The sequence below is a fragment of the Silvimonas soli genome (assembly GCF_030035605.1).
Taxonomy (GTDB): domain Bacteria; phylum Pseudomonadota; class Gammaproteobacteria; order Burkholderiales; family Chitinibacteraceae; genus Silvimonas; species Silvimonas soli.
Window position 1 is genome coordinate 532,356 of record NZ_CP106736.1, and the last position, 22,406, is coordinate 554,761.

23 protein-coding genes are annotated in these 22,406 nt (G+C 56.8%); 2 read left to right on the forward strand and 21 right to left on the reverse strand.

Going from position 1 to position 22,406, the window contains the following annotated elements; genetic code table 11:
• Positions 1–21 precede the first annotated feature (21 nt).
• From N7220_RS02405 to flgB, 15 genes are all read right to left on the reverse strand, one after another.
• Positions 22–288, reverse strand: coding sequence for a type B 50S ribosomal protein L31 (locus N7220_RS02405; protein ID WP_283149882.1), 267 nt, complete (start codon positions 286–288; stop codon positions 22–24).
• Between the two features lie 257 nt (positions 289–545).
• Positions 546–1,802: a transcription termination factor Rho gene (gene rho / locus N7220_RS02410; RefSeq protein WP_283149883.1), complete on the reverse strand. Its 1,257-nt coding sequence runs from the start codon at positions 1,800–1,802 to the stop codon at positions 546–548.
• A 227-nt stretch (positions 1,803–2,029) separates the two neighbouring features.
• Entirely contained in the window at positions 2,030–2,356 is a 327-nt protein-coding gene (gene trxA / locus N7220_RS02415) for a thioredoxin TrxA (protein WP_283149884.1), read from the reverse strand.
• A gap of 197 nt (positions 2,357–2,553) precedes the next feature.
• A complete protein-coding gene (radA, locus tag N7220_RS02420) occupies positions 2,554–3,906 on the reverse strand; it encodes a DNA repair protein RadA (RefSeq protein WP_283149885.1) in 1,353 nt (450 codons plus the stop codon).
• Between the two features lie 115 nt (positions 3,907–4,021).
• The gene (gene flgL / locus N7220_RS02425; protein ID WP_283149886.1) at positions 4,022–5,401 is read right to left on the reverse strand and encodes a flagellar hook-associated protein FlgL; all 1,380 of its coding nucleotides are present in this window, start codon (positions 5,399–5,401) and stop codon (positions 4,022–4,024) included.
• A gap of 90 nt (positions 5,402–5,491) precedes the next feature.
• On the reverse strand, positions 5,492–7,690 hold the full coding sequence (gene flgK / locus N7220_RS02430; RefSeq protein ID WP_283149887.1) for a flagellar hook-associated protein FlgK: 2,199 nt from the start codon (positions 7,688–7,690) through the stop codon (positions 5,492–5,494).
• A 137-nt stretch (positions 7,691–7,827) separates the two neighbouring features.
• Positions 7,828–8,727, reverse strand: coding sequence for a flagellar assembly peptidoglycan hydrolase FlgJ (gene flgJ / locus N7220_RS02435; protein ID WP_283149888.1), 900 nt, complete (start codon positions 8,725–8,727; stop codon positions 7,828–7,830).
• Positions 8,728–8,781: 54 nt separating this feature from the next.
• Positions 8,782–9,885 carry a flagellar basal body P-ring protein FlgI gene (locus N7220_RS02440; protein WP_283149889.1) on the reverse strand — a complete coding sequence of 368 codons (1,104 nt, stop codon included), beginning with the start codon at positions 9,883–9,885 and terminating at the stop codon, positions 8,782–8,784.
• Between the two features lie 101 nt (positions 9,886–9,986).
• Positions 9,987–10,742, reverse strand: coding sequence for a flagellar basal body L-ring protein FlgH (locus N7220_RS02445; RefSeq protein ID WP_283149890.1), 756 nt, complete (start codon positions 10,740–10,742; stop codon positions 9,987–9,989).
• A gap of 53 nt (positions 10,743–10,795) precedes the next feature.
• Positions 10,796–11,581: a flagellar basal-body rod protein FlgG gene (gene flgG / locus N7220_RS02450; protein WP_283149891.1), complete on the reverse strand. Its 786-nt coding sequence runs from the start codon at positions 11,579–11,581 to the stop codon at positions 10,796–10,798.
• A gap of 76 nt (positions 11,582–11,657) precedes the next feature.
• On the reverse strand, positions 11,658–12,395 hold the full coding sequence (gene flgF, locus N7220_RS02455) for a flagellar basal-body rod protein FlgF (RefSeq protein WP_283149892.1): 738 nt from the start codon (positions 12,393–12,395) through the stop codon (positions 11,658–11,660).
• Positions 12,396–12,471: 76 nt separating this feature from the next.
• Positions 12,472–13,797 (reverse strand): flagellar hook protein FlgE, encoded by a 1,326-nt coding sequence (gene flgE, locus N7220_RS02460; protein ID WP_283149893.1) that lies wholly within the window; start codon positions 13,795–13,797, stop codon positions 12,472–12,474.
• A gap of 119 nt (positions 13,798–13,916) precedes the next feature.
• Complete coding sequence (locus N7220_RS02465) at positions 13,917–14,618, reverse strand: flagellar hook assembly protein FlgD (protein ID WP_283149894.1); 702 nt, start codon at positions 14,616–14,618, stop codon at positions 13,917–13,919.
• A gap of 28 nt (positions 14,619–14,646) precedes the next feature.
• Complete coding sequence (gene flgC / locus N7220_RS02470) at positions 14,647–15,054, reverse strand: flagellar basal body rod protein FlgC (RefSeq protein WP_283149895.1); 408 nt, start codon at positions 15,052–15,054, stop codon at positions 14,647–14,649.
• Positions 15,055–15,072: 18 nt separating this feature from the next.
• Positions 15,073–15,489, reverse strand: a complete 417-nt coding sequence (flgB, locus tag N7220_RS02475) for a flagellar basal body rod protein FlgB (RefSeq protein WP_283149896.1) — start codon at positions 15,487–15,489, stop codon at positions 15,073–15,075.
• Positions 15,490–15,900: 411 nt separating this feature from the next.
• On the opposite strand from flgB, the gene N7220_RS02480 reads away from it, so the two are divergent.
• On the forward strand, positions 15,901–16,479 hold the full coding sequence (locus N7220_RS02480) for a bactofilin family protein (protein WP_283149897.1): 579 nt from the start codon (positions 15,901–15,903) through the stop codon (positions 16,477–16,479).
• A 128-nt stretch (positions 16,480–16,607) separates the two neighbouring features.
• Here the strand turns inward: N7220_RS02480 and N7220_RS02485 are convergent, their stop codons facing one another.
• The 5 genes from N7220_RS02485 to N7220_RS02505 form a co-directional block, all read right to left on the reverse strand.
• On the reverse strand, positions 16,608–16,772 hold the full coding sequence (locus tag N7220_RS02485) for a hypothetical protein (RefSeq protein WP_283149898.1): 165 nt from the start codon (positions 16,770–16,772) through the stop codon (positions 16,608–16,610).
• Positions 16,773–16,829: 57 nt separating this feature from the next.
• Positions 16,830–17,486, reverse strand: coding sequence for a DUF1345 domain-containing protein (locus tag N7220_RS02490; RefSeq protein WP_283149899.1), 657 nt, complete (start codon positions 17,484–17,486; stop codon positions 16,830–16,832).
• Between the two features lie 47 nt (positions 17,487–17,533).
• On the reverse strand, positions 17,534–17,863 hold the full coding sequence (locus N7220_RS02495; RefSeq protein ID WP_283149900.1) for a DUF2185 domain-containing protein: 330 nt from the start codon (positions 17,861–17,863) through the stop codon (positions 17,534–17,536).
• Positions 17,864–17,948: 85 nt separating this feature from the next.
• Positions 17,949–18,509: a DUF4142 domain-containing protein gene (locus N7220_RS02500; RefSeq protein ID WP_283149901.1), complete on the reverse strand. Its 561-nt coding sequence runs from the start codon at positions 18,507–18,509 to the stop codon at positions 17,949–17,951.
• 76 nt (positions 18,510–18,585) lie between these two features.
• Positions 18,586–18,855, reverse strand: coding sequence for a hypothetical protein (locus N7220_RS02505; protein ID WP_283149902.1), 270 nt, complete (start codon positions 18,853–18,855; stop codon positions 18,586–18,588).
• A gap of 336 nt (positions 18,856–19,191) precedes the next feature.
• Between N7220_RS02505 and N7220_RS02510 the strand changes: the two genes are divergently transcribed.
• The gene (locus N7220_RS02510) at positions 19,192–19,815 is read left to right on the forward strand and encodes a nucleoside/nucleotide kinase family protein (RefSeq protein WP_283149903.1); all 624 of its coding nucleotides are present in this window, start codon (positions 19,192–19,194) and stop codon (positions 19,813–19,815) included.
• Between the two features lie 77 nt (positions 19,816–19,892).
• Here N7220_RS02510 and N7220_RS02515 read toward each other — a convergent pair whose 3' ends face one another.
• Positions 19,893–22,082 (reverse strand): prolyl oligopeptidase family serine peptidase, encoded by a 2,190-nt coding sequence (locus N7220_RS02515; RefSeq protein WP_283149904.1) that lies wholly within the window; start codon positions 22,080–22,082, stop codon positions 19,893–19,895.
• Positions 22,083–22,406: the final 324 nt, after the last annotated feature.

The following is a 22,406-nucleotide window of genomic DNA, read 5'->3' on the forward strand; positions in this document are numbered from 1 at the left end:
ACACAGAACACAAGCGCTGGATTAGCCCTTGTTGCTGGTGTACATGGAGTATTTCTGACGGAACTTCTCGACACGACCTGCGGTATCCAGCACTTTTTGCTTGCCGGTGTAGAACGGGTGCGATTCGGAAGAAACGTCCAGACGAACAACTGGATAGTCCTTACCGTCGGTCCACTTCATGGTTTCCTGGCCGCGAGCGGTCAGTGTGGAGCGCGTCAGAAACTTGAAATCAACGCTTGCATCAAAAAAGATGACTTCTTTGTACTCGGGATGGATACCGTCTTTCATTTTCATTTCCTTTGACATGAGCGCGCCGGGGTTGTGCCGACGCAAAACGCGCATTATTCCAGATACAGCCACTTACCGCAAGGAAAGCCGCCGCAAATACTGGCAGCAACCACCTCGGCATTTTCTGGCCAGGGGGTTTTTACCAGCAAATATGAAGGCATCGCAGAAAATCGCGCTGACAAGACGCGGCCCCGCAGACAGTACTACAAGTACGGCAAGGGGGCGTAACGTAGTCAGCGCGGTTTTATGCGGTGCAATCAACGACGCATGGAGTCGAAGAAATTGGCGTTGTTCTTTGTGGCTTTGATCTTGTCTTGCAAGAACTCCATCGCTTCCAGATCATCCATTGGATACAGCAACTTGCGCAGTACCCAGATCTTTTGCAGTTGTTCTTGCGGGATCAACAACTCTTCGCGGCGCGTGCCGGAACGGTTGATGTTGATAGCCGGGAAAGTCCGCTTTTCCGCCATGCGACGGTCAAGGTGGATTTCCATGTTGCCGGTACCCTTGAACTCTTCGTAGATCACATCGTCCATGCGCGAGCCGGTATCGATCAGCGCTGTGGCGATAATGGTCAGACTGCCGCCCTCTTCGATATTACGGGCAGCGCCAAAGAAGCGTTTTGGACGTTGCAGGGCATTGGCGTCGACACCACCGGTCAGCACCTTGCCAGAGGCTGGTACCACGGTGTTATAGGCGCGAGCCAGACGGGTGATCGAATCCAGCAAAATCACCACATCTTTTTTGTGTTCGACCAAGCGCTTGGCCTTTTCGATGACCATTTCAGCCACTTGCACGTGGCGTGTGGCTGGCTCATCAAAGGTGGAGGACACAACCTCGCCCTTCACCGAGCGCTGCATTTCGGTCACTTCTTCTGGACGTTCGTCGATCAACAACACAATCATCACCACGTCGGGGTGATTGGAGGTGATGGCGTGCGCAATGTTTTGCAGCATCACGGTTTTACCGGATTTAGGCGGCGCCACCAGCAAACCACGCTGACCACGGCCAATCGGCGCGATCAAATCAATAATACGGCCGGTCACATTCTCTTCGGCCTTGATGTCGCGTTCCAGCTCCAGACGGCGCGTTGGAAACAGCGGAGTCAGGTTTTCGAACAGAATCTTGTGCTTGGCATTTTCTGGCGGTTCGCCGTTGACCTTGTCGACTTTAACCAGCGCAAAGTAACGCTCGCCATCTTTCGGCGTACGGATTTCACCTTCAACCGTATCGCCAGTGTGCAGATTGAAGCGGCGGATCTGCGACGGACTGACGTAAATGTCATCCGGGCCAGCCAGATAGGAAGTATCCGGGCTACGCAAGAAACCGAAGCCATCTGGCAGAACTTCCAGCGTGCCATCGCCGAAAATGCTCTCCCCTTTTCTGCCCTGGTTTTTCAGCAGTGCAAAGATCAAGTCCTGCTTGCGCAGACGACTGGCGCCTTCAATTTCGTTGGCGATGGCCATCTCGACAAGAGCTGAGACGTGGTGATGTTTTAGATCGGACAAATGCATGCGATTGGGCCGTTGCTGTACAAGCTAGAAAATATGGGGAATAGGGAGAGACGTAATTCTTGGAATTCTGATATCAGTGTGGCGGAAGGACTCCGGCACACGCAGTAAACGCCGTAAGGGTATACGGCATTAAATTACACTGTCAAGCAACCAGCGACGCGTGGGCGTCGCTGGTGTTGCGCAATCAATACGCAACCGGCCAGATGAGTTTTTGGCCGGTTCAATAATTACAGATTGCTGTCAAGAAACGCGGTCAGTTGCGACTTGGACAACGCGCCCACTTTGGTCGCTTTTACTTCGCCACCCTGGAACAGCATCAGCGTAGGAATACCACGGATGCCGTACTTCGGCGGTGTACCCTGGTTTTCGTCGATGTTGAGCTTGGCAACTTTGAGCTTGCCAGCGTATTCGCCAGCAACTTCGTCCAGAATCGGAGCGATCATCTTGCAAGGACCACACCACTCGGCCCAGTAATCAACCAGCACTGGGGTTTGCGATTTCAGAACTTCAGCGTCAAAAGAGGCGTCGGTAACGTACGAGATGTGTTCGCTCATTGGATTCTCCAGAACAAATGCGGGTAACGATGCGGTATCTATGTCAGAAAATGAACCACCGGCAGCACAGGCCACCGGTTTACTGACGACTATGCTAACGGATGCGCTCGCAAAATCCCAATCAATTATGACCGTTCGGTCTGATACAAAAATACTATGAGGCCATCGCTGGCGATTTCAAGTCGCCATAAAACCACTTATAACGCTGCGTTCATGGCATCAGCCAGCCGCTCAACTGCGGTCACGGTCATACCTTCTATTGGCTGACGCGGGCGATTGGCATGCGGCACGATAGCGTGGGTGAAGCCCAGCTTGGCAGCCTCGCGCAGCCGCTCCTGGCCACGCTGCACCGGCCGCACTTCGCCCGCCAGACCCACTTCACCGAACACGACCAGTTTTTCCTGCAGCGGCCGGTTTTTGAGCGATGACACAATGGCCACCAGCACCGCCAGATCAGCTGCAGGCTCGTTGATGCGCACACCACCCACCGCATTGATGAACACGTCCTGATCAAACACGGCGATGCCCGCGTGGCGATGCAAAACCGCTAGCAACAAGGCCAGCCGGTTTTGCTCGATCCCCACCGCCAGCCGCCGTGGCTGTGGCGCGTGGGTGTCATCGACCAGCGCCTGGATTTCAACCAGCATCGGCCGCGTGCCTTCTTGCGTCACTAACACGCAAGAACCAGCCACCGGTTCGCGATGCTGGCTAAGGAACAATGCGGATGGATTAGTGACCTCTTTCAGGCCCCGATCCGTCATGGCAAACACGCCAAGTTCATTGACCGCGCCAAAGCGGTTCTTGATTGCCCGAATCAGCCGGAAGCTCGAATGCGTATCGCCTTCAAAATACAAGACGGCATCGACGATATGTTCCAGCACGCGCGGGCCAGCCAGCGCGCCCTCTTTGGTCACGTGCCCCACCAGCAAGATGCTGATGCCGGAGCGTTTGGCGGCGCGGGTCAATTGTGCGGAACACTCACGCACCTGCGCCACGCTACCGGGCGCCGAGGTCAGCGCGTCTGAATAAACGGTCTGGATCGAGTCAATCACCACCACCTGTGGTTTTTCGCGCTCCAGCGTGGCCAGAATCTTTTCCAGATTGATTTCCGGGAACAGCCCTACTGGCCCGGTCGCCAACTGTAGCCGCTTGGCACGCAGGGCAATCTGCTCAGCGGACTCTTCACCGCTGACATACAACACCCGCTCGCTACCCGACATCTGCGTCAACGCTTGCAACAGCAAGGTGGATTTGCCGATGCCTGGATCGCCGCCAATCAGCACCACGCCGCCGGGCACCAAGCCACCGCCAAGCACGCGATCCAGCTCCGCCATGCCGGTGGGCGTGCGCGGCAGATCGACCGCTTCAACATCGGACAATTGCCGAATGGCGCCATCTGCGGCCAGCGATTGAAACCGCGCTGGTGCTTTGGCTTCTGCAACCGCCTCGGTCAGTGAATTCCAGTCGCCGCAATGCGGACATTGGCCTTGCCATTTAGGCGAGGTGCCACCGCAGGACTGACAGACGTAAAGAGTTTTAACTTTGCTCATGGGGCGATATTAGAACACGTCCACAGTGCTCACCGACACATCACATGGCAGGCAGAAATAAAAAACGGACTCTGCAGAGTCCGTTTTTGGTGACTGACGTGATCGCCGCATCTGATCAGGAGATGTACTGGAACAAGCTCAATCCAGCCACCTTGGAGAATGTCTGGCGCGCAGCTTCCAGCGTCGTCTGATTTTGCGTGAAATCGCTGATCGCCTTGGCGTAATCCAGGCCATCGAGGTCGGCAATGGTCGAGCTATAAGCCAGATTCAGATTGCCATTGGTGGTTTGCTGCTGGGTCGATTCGTTTTGCCAGGCGCCGACACTGGCATTCACCTTCACCATATTGTTCAGTACGTTGGACATCGCCGAAATCACGCCATTGAGCTGATTCTGGAACGCCGCCTGCCCCTTGCCGGTGGTGTCGGTGGTGTAGTTGGTCAAAGCACTGGAGAAATCAGCAATCGTGGTAAACACGTCCTGATTGGTACTGGCGGCAATATTGAAACTGTCGCCAGCCTTCGGCGTGCCGGTCATGTTTACGCTGGCGCCAAAGTCCCAATTAGGGACTGGCGCTGTACCCGGATCACCAGGCTGCGCCGACAACTGGATGTCACCACCGTCAGAATAAGCACGCGGATACGCCCCGGCGCGGGCGCCAGACGTGGTGTAGTTGTACCCGTCAATCATCGAGACGTTGTAATTGGGGTTGGCGGTGCCGTTGGGCAAAGTGGCACGGTTATCCACGATGTCATAACTCACCGTGGGCGGCGCCGACGGATCGGTCGCGTTGGGGACAGTCTGGAAAGTGATATTGAAATTCTGGTCGTTGGCGGTGCTGTTCCACTTGCTCTTGTCCAGTACGGTCCCGGCACCTACCAGCGCATTGCCGGTATTGGCGGTAGCAGCGCTGGTAGTAAACGTGCCATTGCCATTCTTGATCTGCTGGAACACGCCAGACCCGTCCAGCGACGTCGGCAAATTGCGCGAAGCAGAAATCTGTACCTGCCGTTGCCCCTGATCGCCGTTATAGGTCACGTTACCAAATGAAGCCTCGGTAAACGGCTTCACATTGCCCTTGAAGCCCGAGAACAGATACTGGCCGCTGCCATCGGTGGTATTGGCCAGCGCCATCAACTGCTGGTAGTTGCTGACCAATTGGGCGTTAATCGATTGTTTGTCTGCCGCAGTCTGCGAGGCGTTACCGGCCTGCACTGCCAGCGACTGGATATTCTGAACCGCGGTAATCACCTGCTGCAGGGTGGAGCCTTGCAACTGCAATGCCGAATCAGCGGATTGCGCATTGGTGGTGTACTGGGTGGTTATGTCCTGAGCCTGGGTCACATTGAGCAAGCGTGCCGAACCAATCGGATCATCCGCCGGAGTCAGAATACTGCGACCTGTCGACAGTTGCTGCTGCAACTGGTTTTGCTGATAGGTCAGATCATTCAGGCTCTGAGTGTTCAGATTGTAGATGGTGGTTGTCGCAATACGCATGACCAAACTCCCGGCTCTTTTCACCTGGCATAACCAGGCACTGCAAATAACACATTAAACAAATATAAAAACACTACACAACAGCCAGACCTAGCTGATGTTCATGATCGACTGAAACGCCTCTTGCGCAATCTGGATCACCTTGCTCGCCGCCTGGTAAGCCTGCTGATAGCGCAACAGATTGGATGCTTCTTCATCCATATTCACTGCAGACAACGAATCACGTGCGGTCTGCGCCTGAGTCAACACGGCGGTTTGCGCCGTCGACATCACTTGCGCCTGATTGGTTTGCGTCCCGATCGTCGACACCATATTGCTGTAGGCATCTTGATAAGTCACGGTACCATTCATCAGTATCTTGCTTGTTTGCAGCGCGCCCATTGCCAACGCGTTACGGTTATCCGAAGTGCCGTTAATATTTTTGCCGATGGTGATCGAGTCGCCCGCGGCCGGCACACCGTTCAGCACCATATTCCAGCCGTTGTCGCTCACCGTCATCCCGGCGGTGTAAGTCTGCGCCGGGCTGGTCACGCCGGTCACCGAATCGGTCAGCGTAAAGGTAGTGGCCGAGGTGAAATTAAGCGTCACCGGATTTTGCAGCGCCGGATTCAGTGCGCCGCTAATGGTCGAAGTAGAGGGTTTATCTACCGTTGGTTGCGTCAGCGTCACCGAACCGGTATTGGCCGGGTTCGACGTCGCGGTAATCGGTGCGGCTGCTGCCACCAACGAAGGGTCGGTAATCGCAACACCCAAGCCCGCAACCAGATTACTCACCGGCTGGATATTAAAGCTGTCGCCTGAATTCATGGTGCCGCTGGCAATGCTCACCGCAACACCATCCATCCCCACCGGGCCTGCGGCCACTTGTGCGGGTGTGAACACACTCTTGGTGTTATCAGACAACCGCGTCATCACATACTGGTTGTTGGTGCCGTCATAGGCAAAGCTGTAGTTGCTGGTGGTCAGTTTGGTCACATCGCTGATATAGCCGGTGAGTTGACCAGTGCCCGTATTGAACGTGCTGCTGTTGATGCTGCCCAGTGCAGGCGGGAACGAAAAAGTACCCGTGCCGCTGGCGGCCGGCGTGGCGCCCGATTGCAGTGTCACACCCAGCGCAGTGAAACCGGCAGTCATTTGCGCCGCAGTAATGGTCTGCGAGGATTGATCCGTGGCGCGGGTCAGCGTGAAATTGCCGGAGACCGAGTCATATGCCAGTGAGAAATCCGACAATGGCGTTGGCGCTGAGGTCGATGGCAGGCTGACATTCACGTTCACGCCATTGAGCGTGGTGCTGAAGCTGCTCGCGCTCGGCATGCTGAACAGATTCTGGCCAATATTGCCGTTCAAATCCTGACCGGCACGCTGTTGCGCGTTCATGGTCTGTGCCAGACCAATCGCGGTCAGGTTAAGGGTGTTTTGCGCCAGCGTCAGCGAGTTGTTCCGGAAATCCAGCAAGCCTTGCAAACTGCCGCCCGCCAACTGGCTGTCCGGCAGATACACGGTGTTGTTGTTCTGCTTGTACGCCACCGAAATATTTTGCGGATTGCTTGGCGACTGCACTGCGGCCAGCTGGAACGAAGTCCCGCCCACCACCACGTTCTGGCCATTACCGATAAACACGTTTACGGTGCCATCGGTCTGGGTCGTGGTCTGGGCCTTCACATATTTGTTCAGTTGCAGCAACTGTTGGTCGCGCTGATCCATCAAATCGTTAGGCGGCTGACCGGAAGCGCTCAGCACGGCGATTTGGGTGTTCAGCGTGGCAATTTGTGAGGTGATGGCATTAATGCTGTTCACCGTATCGCTAATCTGCCCATTCACGGTCTGCGCGCTCTGCGCCAGCTGATCGTTGAAAGTCTTGAAGCTGGACACCAGCGTTTGCGCACTGGTCAGCATCGCGGTGCGCGAAGGCGAATCCGCCGGGTTGCTGGTCACCGCCTGCACCGACGTAAAGAAATTCTGCAACGCAGGCGACACCCCGGCGGTCGGGTCCGCCACGATGTTATCAACGCTCTGCAAGTTGCTCAGATAGGTCGAGAAATAGCTGCTCTGCGACTGCGCGGTCTGCAGGTTTTTAGTCAGAAACTGGTCGTAGGCACGCGAAATGGTATCCACCTGCACACCCATCCCGACAAAACCGCTACCGGTTTGCTGAGGATAAGGCGCACTTTGCTGGATACTCTGGCGCGAATAGCCGGGCGTGTTTGCGTTGGCGATGTTATGGCCGGTGGTACTCAAGCCCAGATTCGCCGCATTCAGCCCTGATACGCCAATACTGAAAACACTCATTGTCCTGCTCCGTTACTTTGGTTGCGGCCAGCTAAATCCGCAGCTGCAACCCTTTTCTGGATATCGGCCACTTGCGCCGTTTCTTGACTTTTTCTTCATCAATTCAAGCGATTCAAGCCAACGTCATCGCCTGAAAATCAGGCATCACTGCCCATCTGTCTTTGCACCCGCGCCGCCACCAGTGCCAGCTTGCCGGCATACGCCGGATCAGTGGCATAGCCTTTGGCTTGCAGCGCGGTGCCGTAGCTCTTGGCGTCACCCCCCTGACCCACCGCATCACCGAAGCGGCGTTTGATCAAACTGGCGTAGTCGCTCATGGCGTCGGCATAAGAGTCATACGAGCGGAATGTCTCGGTTTTCTTTTGTGCCACGCCATTTACATATTCGGTGGTGGTGACATCTGCCGTCTTGCCTTGCCAATCCTTGCCCGCCTTCACGCCAAACAGGTTGTGGGTGTCATTACCGGCAGCGTCGGTCAGCGGCTTGTGGCCCCAGCCGGTTTCCAAAGCAGCTTGTGCCACCAGCACATGCGGCGAAACCCCGAGCGCAGCACTGGCGGATTTTGCCGCCGCGCCGATTTTGTCGATGAACGACGTGGCCTTGCCGCCCTCAGCGGCATCTTTTGCCGCATCGCCCGCAGTTTTTGCCGTCAGGGTACTGGCGGAAAACGGATTCGGCGGAGTGTGCGCAGGCTGTTTCAGCAACGACGGGTCTTGCAGGATGCTGATCTGGCGGGCGATAGAGTCGGCCAGACCAATGCCGCCATGGCGAGACATGCTCGACGCCAACTGCTCGTCGTACATACTGCGAAACATGTTGGTTGCGGGCGAAGTAGAGAGCGTGTCGTACTGCGGCGTGGCGTCGCGCATGGATTTGAGCATCTGCTGCATCAGCAATGCTTCAAACTGCTGCGCCACCGCTTTCACCCCGTCTTTGGGCGAATTGAGCGCGACCTGACGCAGCTGGTTGACACTGTTCGGGTCACTGGCCAGCGTCTGGGCGGTGTTGGTACGAGTAGCCGGGGTGTTTAACGTCATGGTGCCGCTTCAGCAAGGAATCGCTCTATTAAAAGCAATCCCTGTGCCACACCATCAAATCACTTCCAGATCAGCCTTCAGACTGCCTGCAGCCTTCATGGCCTGGAGGATCGCCAGCAAGTCTTGCGGCGTAGCGCCCACCGCATTTAAAGCCCGAACCACGTCACGCAGGTTGGACGCTTTGGGCAGGCGCACAATGCCGCCTTTGTCCGCCTCGATCTGGATATCGGCATTCTGATTGCGCACAGTGCGACCGTTAGCCAATGGCGCAGGCTGGCTGATGGTATTGATGGCGTTAATGGTCACGGTGAGGTTGCCATGCGCCACGGCACACGGATCAACCTGCACCGCCTGGTTCATCACGATTGAGCCGGTGCGGGCGTTGATGATGACTTTGGCGGCAACATCAGCCGGAGTCACATCCAGCCCTTCCAGCCGAGACAAAAATGCAACGCGCTGATTGCTGTCTTCGGGCGCGCGCACCTGAATCACCCGTCCATCTTGTGCCGAGGCAATCGGACCAAACTGGCCATTGATGGCGTTGACCAGATTACTGGCAGTCGTGAAGTCGGTTTGCAGCAATTCCAGCTGCACGAAAGCGCCCTGCCCCACACCGCCGGGTACGGCGCGCTCCACCGTGGCACCGCCGGGAATACGCCCGGTTGCCAACTGGTTGATCTGCGTGGTCGAACCCGCCGCCGAAGCACCTGCGCCCGCCACAACCACGTTACCTTGCGCCATGGCGTAGATTTGCCCGTCCACCCCTTTGAGCGGCGCCATGATCAGAGTGCCGCCGCGCAGCGATTTGGCATTACCCATCGACGACACCGTCACATCCAGCGGTTGGCCAGGACGGGAAAACGCGGGCAGATTGGCGGTAATGGTCACCGCCGCCACGTTCTTCAATTGCAGATTACCGCCGCTGGGCACTTGCACGCCCAGGTTGTTCAGCATGTTGATCACCGATTGCACGGTAAACGGCGTTTGCGTGGTCTGGTCACCACTGCCGTCAAGGCCCGTTACCAGGCCATAACCCACCAACTGGTTGGGCCGCACGCCAGCAATGGTGGCGATATCACGCACTTTGTCGGCTTGCGCCACGCCCGCCAGCAAAGCCAGCGCGGTAACGGCAAAAAAACGAATGAATTTTTGTTTCATGATGAGCGCTTCATCTTCATTGCCAATAGGTAGGGTTTGCAGGCTTTACCTGCGAACACGTTCAGTGGCGGTGCGCATCAATGCGCACCCTGCGACTTCTGTTAGTACGGCATCACACTCAAAAAGATACGCTGCAGCCAACCCATGGTGGTGGCGTCTGCCATCGCGCCCACGCCCAATTGTTCAATACGCGCATCAGCCACACGGGTGGACGGAATGATATTGCCGCTCTGGATATCGGTCGGATTCACCACGCCAGTCAGGCGCAATGTATTGATATGGCCATTGATGGCGATCTGCTTCTCGCCACCAATCTGCAAATTGCCGTTAGGTAACACGTCCACCACCGTGGCCGAAATCGCCCCGGTAAAGGTGTTGGTGTTGTCGGTGGCGCCCTTGCCCGCAAAATTGTTGTCGTTGCTGGTGGAAAGGTTCGCGCCCATGAACTCTTTCAGGTAACCCGGCATACCAGGAATCGAGCCGCTGCCAGTGAGACCCAGCGAGCCTTTACGATCGGTCGAGGTATCCACTTTGTTGGTGGCCGACAGGTTTTCGGCAATGGTAATGGTCAGCAGATCGCCGATATGGCGGGCAGAGCGTTCTTCAAACAACTGGCGCGAATTGGCGACCTGAAAAATCGAGCCCTGGTTGTAACTGGCCTGCAGCGCCGGTTCTGGCCGCACCGTCGTCGGGGTGGTGACGATGGAAGACGGCGGCAGGGCGGCGCAGGCGGCCAGCGACATTACTGCTATCGCCAGCACCAGACGAGCCAATTGAGAAACACGAAAATACATGGTCATACCCTGGTTATCTGCAACTACGCGGACAGCCGCCGCGTAGCGCCAAGTCAACTTCACACTATCAAACCCGCCAAATCCTTTACCGCCAACTGCCAACTGCTAATCACCAATTACATCTGCTCAAGCTTTTGCAACATCTGGTCAGACGTTGTCACTGCCTTGGAATTGATTTCATACGCGCGCTGCGCCTGAATCATGTTCACCAACTCTTCGGTCACGTTGACGTTGGACGTTTCCACATAACCCTGGTTGATCGCACCCAAACCGTTGGTGCCGGGTTGCCCGGCAGTCGGCGCGCCCGAGGCATTGGTTTCCAGAAACAGGTTATCGCCAATGGCTTGCAAACCGGCCGGATTGATAAACGTGGCCAGCTGGATGGTACCCAGTGTTACCGGCGCATTCGCCGCGTTATTCACAATGGCCGAAACCGTCCCATCTTTACCCACGGTGACGGAGGTGGTACCCGCCGGCACCTGGATGGATGGATTCAACGCCTCACCACCCGCGGTGACCACGTTACCCTGACTATCTAACTGGAATGAACCATCACGCGTGTAAGCGGTGGTGCCGTCCGGCTGGGTAATCTGGAAGAACCCGACACCGTTAATGGCCAGATCAAGCTGACCTTCGGTGTTCTGCAAACTACCTTGTTGAAAGATACGGGCCGTAGCCACTGTGCGTACACCGGTACCCAGTTGCAGACCGGTTGGCAAACTGGTGGTCTGACTGGTCGCGCCACCCGGCTGCCGCAAGTTCTGGTAAAGCAAATCTTCAAAAATCGGCCGTTCACGCTTGAAGCCGTTGGTGGCGACGTTTGCCAGGTTATTGGAGATCACGTCGACGTTGTTTTGCATGGCATCCATGCCCGTCTTGGCGATCCACAGTGAACGCATCATGGTGTGTTCTTCCTTGTTGTAAGCGGCGCTGCTGTTCTTTGGGTCTAGCTTTGGGTCTGGCTACGGATGCCAGTCATCAACTGGCAAACTGGATAATCGATGCAACGGCCTTGGCGTTGGTATCGGCCGTCTGGATTAACTGCACCTGCATGTCGTAATGGCGTTGCGAACTGATCATGTTCACCAGTTCATCCACTGTATTCACATTGCTGTTTTCCAAGGCATCGGGTGCGACTTTCACGTTGTCATCGATGGGCGCAGGCGTGCCGTCACGCTGGCGAAACAGGCCGTCTACCCCTTTGGTCAGGTCGCTACCCGCCGGATTCACCAGCTTCAAACGGCCCAGATCAGTCGTGCTTGCGGGGTTGTCGAGCGGCGTACCACTGATGGTGCCGTCTGAACCAAAGCTGATTCGGGTATTGTCCGGCACCGTGATCGGGCCGTTTTCACCCAGCACCACTTGACCAGACCGCGTCTTGAGCAAGCCGGATGCATCAATCTCGAATCCGCCATTGCGGGTATAGGCTTCACCGCTGGCGGTTTGCACGGTAAACCAGCCATCGCCATCAATGGCCGCATCCATATCGCGGCCGGTGCTTTGAATCACGCCAGCTGACAGATCAGCACCAGTAGTTTGCGCAACCACAAAAGCGCGGGTCTGCGCCCCCTCTCCCACTACCGGCACGGCGCGGAACGCATCCAGATCAGCCCTGAAACCTGGCGTTGCTGCATTGGCCAGGTTGTTAGCCACGGTTGCCTGGCGCTCCATCGATTGCTTGGCACCCGTCATGGCCACATAAATCAGTCTATCCATCACGCTGCATCCGCCTTTTTGCCAGTGTTCTGTTGGTTACGCAGGTATCAAATCAACCGCTTCAGACTCAAACCGGTCAGATGTTCACAATGGTTTGCAAGATGGTGTCTTGCGCCTTGATCGTCTGCGAATTGGCCTGGTAATTACGTTGTGCGGTAATCAGGTTCACCAGTTCGGAGGTCAGATCGACGTTGGAGTCTTCTACCGCCGATGATTGCAGCGAACCCAGACTACCTGTACCTGGGTCGCCAATCAGCGCCTGACCCGATGCAAAAGTCTGCGCCCACAGATTGCTGCCCAGTGGCTGCAGACCCTGCACGTTGGCAAAGTTGGCCAGCACAATCTGGCCGACTGTTTTGGTCTGGCCGTTGGAGTAGCTACCTTGAATGGTGCCGTCTTTACCAATCGACATCCCGGTCAAGGTGCCGTCGGCATAGCCATCCTGGTTCAATGCATTCACCACAAACGGGCTGCCGTATTGGGTGGCTTGCGGAAAGGTGACATTGAACGCGAACGGGCTGGTTGCGCCGTTAGGTGCGACCAGATTGGTGGTGAAATTGAATGCCGAAACATTGCTGGCGGCGGTGCCGGTCAGCGGGTCGGTTACGGTTGCGGTGCTATCGAGCGCACCGTTGCCGTTAAACGACAAATAACCATTAGTGCCTGCTGGCGCGCCGGTGGACACCGGGGTAGCGCCGTCAAACGACGTTTGCACTTCCCACTGATTGGTTGCCACTTTGGTGAAATAGAAGGTCAGGTTATGCGACACGCCCTGAGCGTCATACACCTGAGCAGTGGTCGAGCTGGTAAACGTGGTCGGGTCGGTCACACTCAGCGGGCCAACGCCAGCCGGTGAGGCTGCACGGCTGATAATGGGCGCAGCGGCGTTCAGGTTCATGGAGCCGACCTGCAAACCAGCAGACGACGTCCCCGAAGAACCGGTGGCGCGCGCGCCAATGTTGCCCACTTGCACTTGCAGTGGCACTGGTGAGCCACCCTTGATCAACTGACCGGATGCCGGGTCGACCGCCCAGCCAGTCAGGTGCTCGCCATCGTTAACGATGTAGCCCTGGTTATCCAGCTGGAACTGGCCGTTACGGGCATAAGCCACGGTGCCGGCATCGTTGACCATGCGGTAAAACCCGTTGCCGGTAATGGCCACATCCATCGGGTTGCTGGTGGTTTCCACGTTGCCCTGACCGAACTGCTGGGCCACGCTCATCACCCGCGTACCGATCCCCGCCACATTGGAGGACGAAGCAAAGGTAGACGCGTAAATATCCGCGAACTCTGCGCGCGAATCCTTGAAGCCCACGGTATTGGCATTGGCAATGTTGTTACCAATGACATCCAGGTTCTTGGACGCTGCGTTCAGACCGCTCAAACCTTGTTGAAAACCCATGCTTTCTCCCCCGGCAATCCTTGCCGCCCTTGCGGCAATTCATGCCTGCCCTGTCGGGCACGTTATCGGACTTATCTGATTAATTCGTTTGTGACTGCAAGTAACACGGCTAAAGCGGCTTAGCTGATCTGTTTGACATCACTCAGATTGACTGTTGAGCCATTGCCCAACTGCACTTGCACGCCGCTACTACCCAGAATCACGCTGGTAGCGGTTTGCCAGCCATCTACCGTGAGGGTGGATTGCGCACCGGAAGAACTCATGCCAGAAGCCACAATCGCGTAGTTACCCGCTGGCGCCTTGGTGCCATCGGACAGCGTGCCATCCCAGTTGATTGCGTTCATCTGCCCGGCAGTTGGCGTATTGGTCATTTGATCAACCACCTGGCCAGTGGTTAGCGACACCACTGAAACCTGCATCTGCGAAGTACCAGCCGGCACGTCAATCTGTGCTTGCAGCGGCGTGGTGCCGTCAAACGCAAAGCTCTTGGTCGGTGCCATGACTTGCTTGCCAATCAGCGCAGCGGACTGCAAGGCCTGGCTGGAGCTGAACAGCGACGACATCGACGACATGGTCTGATTAAGCTGCTGCACGCCACTCACAGTGCTGATCTGCGCCAGTTGCGAGGTCATTTGTGAGTTATCCATTGGATTGGTTGGATCCTGATTCTGCAATTGCGCTACTAGCAACTGCATGAACTGATCCTGCAAACCAGCGGCCGAACCCGAGGCAGTACCACTGGCGCTGCTGGTGCTGGATGTACCGCTAAGCGCAGCGTTGAGTTTGCTGAAATCAAACCCGCTACCTACTGTTGTTGCCATCTGGCTACTCCCTCAATCCGCTATTCAATCAGGCCGTGGCGAGCTGCAAGGTACGCTGCAGCAGGGTTTTGGCGGTATTCATTACATCGGCGTTGGTCTGATAAGAACGCGACGCCGACAACATATTGGTCATTTCTTCAACCACATTCACGTTAGGCATGGCTACGTAACCATTGGCATCGGCCACCGGGTTGTGTGGGTCATACATCAAACGCGGTGGTGTCTGGTCTTCAACCACCTGAGCAACTTTCACGCCCACGCCACCAGCTGGTCCGATCGGGGTAGCCTGAAACACCACTTGCTTGGCGCGGTACGGCTGGCCGTTGGAACTGGTGGCCGACTCGGCATTCGCCAGATTGCTGGCCACCGTATTCAAGCGCATCGACTGCGCCTGCATGGCCGAAGCCGAGATATCAAACGTGCTGAACAAAGACATGATCTAGTTGCTCCGCGGTCAGGACGATGCGGACGTCAGCGCAGTGCGCATCGTGCTCATCCGGTTCTGCATAAAAGTGATCGAAGCCTCGTAGCGCAGCGTGTTATCCGCAAAATCGCGCATCTCGGTATTCATATCCACGGTGTTGCCATCAATCGAGGGTTGGACCTCGCTGCGGTACTGCAGTTGCGGGGCAAACAAGTCTGTAGTGCCCTGCGGTTGCAGATGGCGCGCATCGGTTGCGGCCAAAGTACCGGCGTTCACCTGGGAAGCACTCAGCGCCGACTTGAACGCGGTCGAAAAATCGAAATCGCGAGCCTTGTATTGCGGCGTATCGCCGTTGGCAATATTCGACGACAACACTTCCTGACGGTAACCGCGCAACTTCATGGCGGTTTCCTGTGTTTGGAAATAGCTATCCAGCGAACTCATCATGGCCAAAGGCTTCCAGGTGTGTGACTGGACTCACAGAAGCAGGAAGTATGCCAGAACACAAACCATTGATTTATAACGACTTAATTTTTATGCATATGGGATGCCCGGCAAGTTTTGCCGGTCTGCCAAGAGCGTGAGCGGCAGTGCAATGCCCGGCCCGCTTAAAACGCGTCGTTTATCAGCGACAGGCCAGAAAGCCGGTTTCACTGGCGTCAGCCCGATTACCGCGCACGGCATGACGCCTGACGGCGACAGGCGGTAGCAACATTTTCGTAATTCGCATCAACAAAAAACAACATCTATTTGTTTATAAAAGATATTTTCATTGTGGCACGGCAATTGCACTAGAAGGGGTAGACGTGGAAATACCGATATTTCGCGCACCCTCTGACGTAATTCCAAGGAGTACCCATGTTCTCGTCGAAGCAACAATCGCCCATCCTCAATAAAAACCAGAGCAGCCTGACCAATCGCAGCGCGCACGCCGATGCGGGCAGCAGCCAACCCTATCCACCCGCCGGTGACAATCTGCGCCCTGACGGCGTACCCGCCAGCGTTCAGGCAACCAAAGCAGTGGTACCGGTAGCACCCGCCGCCACTGCAGATACCGGCGGCAACCGGCTGATCGTCGGCCCGGATGTAAAACTGCGCGGAGCCGAGATTCTGGATTGCGACACGCTGGTAGTTGAAGGCCGCGTAGAAGCCACCATGGATAGCCGCGTTATCCGCATCGCCGAAGGTGGCTCGTTCTCGGGCAAGGTGAGCATTGATGTGGCCGAAGTCCACGGCACCTTTGAAGGTGAACTGACCGCACGCGAGCAGTTGATCATCCACGCTACTGGCCGTGTCAAAGGCACCATCCGTTATGGCAAGCTGCTGATTGAATCAGGCGGGATGATTTCGGGTGAGATTGAATCGCTGGCAGATGCACGCAAATTTGCTGGTGAAGACAAGTCGTCCAACGTCACTCGGCTGAGTGCTGCGGGCTAAGTCGGGATCTTTCCTGCCATGCAAAACGGGCGCTTTATGCGCCCGTTTTGTTTTTCGCCCTTCCAGCGGTGTATTCATCGGCCCCACTTGGCCAGCCGCACTTCGCCAGCCGCACTTCGCCAGCCGCACTAAAAATGGCGGTGAAACCACGCCTTGGTTTTGCGGATGGTTTTATCCACCGGGTGGTGATCGTGATGATGGTGCGCCGTGGTTTCCGCAGCGGCCAGCGGTGCGGCCATCAGCAAAGGAATCAACACCATCAGCGCTAGCGAACATTTCAGAAAGTGGGTCATGGGTAAACAGGTCAATGGATATCGAACGTATATCAACGCATGCAAGCGTAATGGCGCTCAGTTCAGCAAGCCCGCCGCCACATTGATCGACAAACCCAGCACACTCAGATTGAAAACAAACGCCAATACCGATTGCGCCAGCACGACACGCCGGGTTGCGCTGTCCCCCACCGCAACATCCGCGGTCTGGCAAGCCACCGCGATGGTGAACGAGAAGTACAGAAAATCCCAATACGCGGGTTCGGCGGGGTTATCCGGAAACAGCACCGGCTTCTTGTCATGCGTGGCGCAGATATAAAACTGATGCGCGTAGTGAATGGCAAACGAAGTGGGCAGCATCAACCACGCCCCCACCAGCGTAATGGCCGTAAAACCAATTCGGGTGAATTGGTGGATGCCCGACGCACTTTTGACGCTGGCCAATTCAATCAGAATGGTGACAAGACTCACCACGCAAGCCAATGCCACGGCGGCCAGCACAATTTCGGCGTTTTCATCCTGCGCCTGGGCAATCTGGCGAATCCTTGCAGGCTCCGCCCTGATCATCATCGCCCACACCGTGGCCAGGTAAACCCAGACGGTAACGTTCCAGGCGGCCAGTGCCCGCGTCAACCCGGTTACTGCGCCGGGCCATAGCAGATAAAACAGCACGCCCAGCGCAATGGCGATCATCAGCCGCGGGCGGGCCTTCATCAAACCACCGACACGGCTCATGGTATTTTCCGCAGGCTCAGCCCGGAACGTGAAGTTGGCATGCAGGTTTAGTCTTCGGAGACGTCGTAAAACACGCCATCGTCTTTATCGAAAGATGCGCCAATCGGGGCGTCCAGAAACTCGATAATGCTCTGGTCGTAATTGGCGACGACGTTCACGTCCAGCAGACTGAAATGTTTGGGGTTATCCAGATAGCGGTCGTCTTCTGCGCCGGAGAAAAAGCGCCAGCCACTGTCGTCAGCATCTTCCGGTTCTTCGCGCACCATATAACCGACCGGATGCCCTTCGACCACGATCAAATCAGTGACAACACACAGGCCTTTGCCGGTGACAAGAGTGCGGATATCCGCCGCGTTGATTTTGTATTGCTTTTGCATGATGGCTCTCACAGGCAGACAAGCTCTCAGAATACCGGCTTTCGCGCTCGATTGGGATGCCAGCGCCATTGTTGCGTACCCGCGGCTAGCCCTTGCCGGGCAACTTTTGCAGATATTCCAGCTGCGCTTTCAGCGTCGGCAGCGTTTGCCGGGCGAAGTTGACGATATCCTGATCGCTGCCATTGGCCACTTCTTGCGACCAGGCAATCACGGCATCCTGGCAAGCTTTGGTCTGCACCTTCACCCAAGCTTCGTCAAAGTGATCGCCCTGCAAACCGGATAGTTGCTCCAGATCGTGCCGTTGGGCGGCGTCTGGCTCAGTGGCCGCCGGTTTGCCTTTACTCTGCGCCAGCAATTTGAGTTTTTGCGCAAGTACCGCATGATCTTCAGCCACCTTGCTGGCCAGTGCTTTGATGGCCGGCGCTTCGGCTTGCTGCAAAGCCATTCGGTTAATGGCAATGGCGGCCGTGCTGCTGCGCTGCGCTTCGGCCATGAACGATGCATCTTGTTGCGACAATTTGGCCTGGCGAGACGCCGCCGCACTGGGCGAGGCGGCGGTGTCAGTCGACTGGCTCTGCGCGGCATCAACCATCGCCGTTGCGGTCATCAGGCTCAGAGCCAGTGCGGGCGTGAGAAAGAGCGACATGATGCCTCCGGCAAATTGCAGTTGATCCGACGTGGTTGGAATCACCGGCTGCGGGCGGGCGGGTGCCTCGGCAAATTCAGTGCAGCGTTACGCCAGAAAAATACGGCGTATCGGTTGCCGGTTCGTCCGGCGAACGTGGCGGCTCTTGCTGTGGCGCGGGCGGTACTGGCAGATAAGGATCGCTCAAGGGCGGATGCGGAAAAGGTTGATCTGGCGGGATCGGCAGCGGCGGAATCGGTTGCGGCGGTAAGGGCTGCGGAAAATCCGGATCGGCCGGTTCTGGCTGTGGCGGATTACCGGGCACGCTGGGCGGATAAGCAACTGGCATCACGGCGGACGGGAACATGGTGAACTCCTGCAAAAGCAGATTCGTGAGTTCATGTTGCCCGCCTGCGTCGGCAGCCGCTGTCAGCTATCCACCGATACTACCGTGGGATCATTGCCGGTCTGGCCAGCAAGGTATTATCCTCACCACGTTTTTCGGCGTGCTGGCGGGGTTTGATTCCCAGAGCCCGCTCACTCTCGCGAGCGTCTTTGCGCCTTGATGGCAAAAGCGCTATCCAGAGCACCAGCCGTGAGCCTGTTGTGAAATAACGATATCGGGCCACGCGCCCTCGTTAACCGCACGGTCGGCCGCACCGCCCGATCACCCGACCTCAACCACACAGGACAGCCGCAGACCATGGTTCCGGATATTTATTTGCAACGAGCACTGGCTTTACTGGAAAGCGGCCAGCGCAAAATTCTGGGCATCGCCGGGGCGCCGGGTTCAGGCAAATCGACAGTCGCGCAGGCGCTGGCAGAACAACTAGGCGCGCGGGCGATTGTGGTGCCGATGGATGGCTATCATCTGGCCAATGTCGAACTCGCCCGGCTCGGCCGCGCCAGTCGCAAAGGCGCGCCCGATACCTTTGATATGTACGGCTACGTGGCTTTGTTGCAGCGGCTCAAACAGCAAGGTAAAGACGAAACTGTCTACGCCCCGCTGTTTCGCCGCGAGATCGAAGAACCCATCGCCGGAGCGATTCCGGTCGCCGCAGATATCCCGCTGATCATCACTGAAGGCAATTATTTGCTGATGGAAAACGGCGGCTGGCAAGGCGTGCGCCCGCTGCTGGATGAAGCTTGGTACGTCGGCGTGGATGACGAACTGCGTCGCTCGCGACTGGCGGCACGGCACATGCATTTTGGCCGCAGTGAGCAAGCAGCCAAAGACTGGGTGGCCAATACCGATGAACCCAACGCCGTGCGTATCGCCGCCACCCAGGCGCGAGCTGATCTGATCGTGCAATGGCCTGAGTTGTAAGCGCCACAACGGCCAGCACAAAACGCCAGCGGCCAGTGATATCTGCATATCACTGGCCGCTGGCTGTTTCACTCAACTCAATGCGGCTGGAAGCCTTTCTTGCCGGTGCGCCACAAAATGAACGCGTATTGATCGGCCAGATCATCATCAATCTGGGTGCGGGTGGAGCCGATACCATGCCCGGCATCCACGTTCACTTTCAGCAACACCGGATTATGAGACGCGGTCGCCCGTTGCAGCGTGGCAGTCATCTTGGCGACTTCCCATGGCGAGACGCGCGGGTCGTTCAGGCCGGTGGTCAGCAGCACGGATGGATATTTCACGCCTTGTTTCACCGCATGCACCGCATCCATCTGTTTGAGCGCCAGAAAGCCGTCGTGATCCTTGATGGTGCCAAACTCGTCGATATTGGGCGGCCCATTGGGCGAGCATTCCGCGCGCAAGGTGTTGGATGCGCCGACGTCAGACAGCACTACTGCAAACAGGTCCGGGCGTTCGGTCATGGCGCGGCCCACGGTGATGCCGCCAGCGGAGCCGCCCTCAATGCCCAGATGCTTTGAATCGGTCCAGCCGTCTTTGATCAGTTTCTCGCAGCAATCAATCAGATCGCGCCAGGTGTTGGGCTTGTTCAAGCCCTTACCCGCTTGCCACCAGCGTTTGCCGTATTCGCCGCCGCCTCGCACATGCGCCGTGGCCATGACGCCGCCCTGCTCCAGAAACGCAATAAAGCGCGTGGAGAAATAGGGTGATTGCACAATCTGATAAGAACCGTAGGCGCTGACGTGGGCCGGATTCTTGCCGTCTTTCTTGAGCCCTTTTTTGGCGACAATCGACAGCGGCACTTTGGTGCCGTCACGTGCCACGGCGAAGGTGCGCACGGCCTCGTAGCCGGATAAATCCACGTCCGGCTTGGCGATCAGGTGAGTATCAACACATTGGCCACTTACCGGGTCGTAGCGGTAAACGGTAAATGGCACGAGCCAGCTGGCGCCAATCAGCCACGCGCCATCTTCGGCGCTAGTTGCGCCAACGCCATCCAGCGAGCCTTCAAACGGCAAGGCAATATCGCCTGCCTTGCCGTTGCGGTCGATGCGGCGCAGCGTGTTGTAACCCCCATCCAGCAAAGTGATATACAAACCATCCTTTGCTGCAACGATGGCCTGGACAACCAGATCACTGGCTGGCACTACCAGCTGTGCTCTGGCGATATCCGGCGCCGCCGCGCTGGTTCGTAGCACTTTGCCGTTATCCGCGCCTTTTGTACTGAGCAGATAGAGATCATTGCCGACCAGCGCAACGCCAGTTACTTCGTCCGCGATATCGCAGACTTGCTGCCATTGCGGTTTGCCAGCAACGGCATCGGCCAGTTTGGCGCTATACCACGCGTTCGCCAGGCGCACGCCGCCTTGCGGGCAAGCCAGCACGTATTCCGAGCCTGGATCAGTAAACACCATCGGAAAATCAAGATCATCAAACTTCACTTGCGGGTACTGATTCACCGACAGAATTTTGATGTCCTGACTGGCATCGGTGCGCAAGCGGTGCAGCCAGGACACGCTGTTCTTGAAGTAATCAACCGAGCCCTTGGCCTGCCCTGCTGCCAGCCGATTAAAAAAGAAGCCGGAGTTATCGGGCAACCACTGCGGATTAGCCTCTTGTGCCCGGTCGATTTTCTCCGGCAACAGGTTGCCGCTGTCGATATCCAGAATATAAAGCGTCGAATTCTCGGAGCCCGCTGGCGACAAGCCATACGCCATCAACTTGCCGTCGGGTGACGGCGTCCACCAATCCAGCGAAACGTGTGAGCCTTCTACCTTGATAGCGGTCGGGTCGATCAATAATTTGTCTTCGCCACCCGCTTCTTCGCGCATATACAACTTGAAGTTATCGCCGTTGCGCGGACGCTTGCTGAAGAACACCCGGCCACCCGAGGGCTGCACCATGCTGATCGCTTCCGCCCCACTGGACAGCGCGTTCAGCCGCTTGCCCAAGGCAGCACGACCCGGAATCGCATCCAGCATGCTGCGCGCATAAGCACCCTGACCTTTCATGTACGGAACCCAGTCCGGGTCGGCACTGTTTTCCATCCAGCGATAGTCATCAACGACCTGTTCGCCCCAGATCGTCTCGGTAACGGGCTCGACACGGGCGATGGGTGGCCGGCGCGGGCCAGTCGCCGCTTCGGCAATCCACGGCAAGGAAGTCATTACGGGCACAGCGCCCAACAGCTTGAGAAAATCACGTCGTTGCCAGCCGGACTGAGACATCAAACACTCCTGAAGCGGATCAGTGGAAGTTTCTGTTTTTTGCTATTTTGTTGTTCGTTACGCGTAGTTGGACGCTTTTAATGCAATGGTCTGACATCGCCAGAACGAGCAAACCGCGTGCCAGTTCACCTGCCTGGCTCGCTAGTCGATACTGGCGAGCGCCCGCAGCGGACAATGGCATGAATTTTTACTGGCGCCCCGAAAGTATTGCAAGTGCATAAAAGTACGACATGACCGAAAAGCCTCGCACCCCAGTCCACGCAGCCACGTGGCGGCATGGCTGGCCCGGTTCAGCAGGCAAAAACGGCTCCAGCAACTAGTATG

Bases quoted from the DNA above. Each gene is read 5' to 3' on its own strand.
- N7220_RS02405 (WP_283149882.1), bottom strand. From the start codon at position 288: ATGAAAGACGGTATCCATCCCGAGTACAAAGAAGTCATCTTTTTTGAT.
- rho (WP_283149883.1), bottom strand. From the start codon at position 1,802: ATGCATTTGTCCGATCTAAAACATCACCACGTCTCAGCTCTTGTCGAG.
- trxA (WP_283149884.1), bottom strand. From the start codon at position 2,356: ATGAGCGAACACATCTCGTACGTTACCGACGCCTCTTTTGACGCTGAA.
- radA (WP_283149885.1), bottom strand. From the start codon at position 3,906: ATGAGCAAAGTTAAAACTCTTTACGTCTGTCAGTCCTGCGGTGGCACC.
- flgL (WP_283149886.1), bottom strand. From the start codon at position 5,401: ATGCGTATTGCGACAACCACCATCTACAATCTGAACACTCAGAGCCTG.
- flgK (WP_283149887.1), bottom strand. From the start codon at position 7,690: ATGAGTGTTTTCAGTATTGGCGTATCAGGGCTGAATGCGGCGAATCTG.
- flgJ (WP_283149888.1), bottom strand. From the start codon at position 8,727: ATGACGTTAAACACCCCGGCTACTCGTACCAACACCGCCCAGACGCTG.
- N7220_RS02440 (WP_283149889.1), bottom strand. From the start codon at position 9,885: ATGAAACAAAAATTCATTCGTTTTTTTGCCGTTACCGCGCTGGCTTTG.
- flgG (WP_283149891.1), bottom strand. From the start codon at position 11,581: ATGATGCGTTCACTGTGGATCGCCAAGACGGGCATGGATGCCATGCAA.
- flgF (WP_283149892.1), bottom strand. From the start codon at position 12,395: ATGGATAGACTGATTTATGTGGCCATGACGGGTGCCAAGCAATCGATG.
- flgE (WP_283149893.1), bottom strand. From the start codon at position 13,797: ATGGGTTTTCAACAAGGTTTGAGCGGTCTGAACGCAGCGTCCAAGAAC.
- N7220_RS02465 (WP_283149894.1), bottom strand. From the start codon at position 14,618: ATGGCAACAACAGTAGGTAGCGGGTTTGATTTCAGCAAACTCAACGCT.
- flgC (WP_283149895.1), bottom strand. From the start codon at position 15,054: ATGTCTTTGTTCAGCACGTTTGATATCTCGGCTTCGGCCATGCAGGCG.
- flgB (WP_283149896.1), bottom strand. From the start codon at position 15,489: ATGATGAGTTCGCTGGATAGCTATTTCCAAACACAGGAAACCGCCATG.
- N7220_RS02480 (WP_283149897.1), top strand. From the start codon at position 15,901: ATGTTCTCGTCGAAGCAACAATCGCCCATCCTCAATAAAAACCAGAGC.
- N7220_RS02485 (WP_283149898.1), bottom strand. From the start codon at position 16,772: ATGACCCACTTTCTGAAATGTTCGCTAGCGCTGATGGTGTTGATTCCT.
- N7220_RS02490 (WP_283149899.1), bottom strand. From the start codon at position 17,486: ATGAGCCGTGTCGGTGGTTTGATGAAGGCCCGCCCGCGGCTGATGATC.
- N7220_RS02495 (WP_283149900.1), bottom strand. From the start codon at position 17,863: ATGCAAAAGCAATACAAAATCAACGCGGCGGATATCCGCACTCTTGTC.
- N7220_RS02500 (WP_283149901.1), bottom strand. From the start codon at position 18,509: ATGTCGCTCTTTCTCACGCCCGCACTGGCTCTGAGCCTGATGACCGCA.
- N7220_RS02505 (WP_283149902.1), bottom strand. From the start codon at position 18,855: ATGTTCCCGTCCGCCGTGATGCCAGTTGCTTATCCGCCCAGCGTGCCC.
- N7220_RS02510 (WP_283149903.1), top strand. From the start codon at position 19,192: ATGGTTCCGGATATTTATTTGCAACGAGCACTGGCTTTACTGGAAAGC.
- N7220_RS02515 (WP_283149904.1), bottom strand. From the start codon at position 22,082: ATGTCTCAGTCCGGCTGGCAACGACGTGATTTTCTCAAGCTGTTGGGC.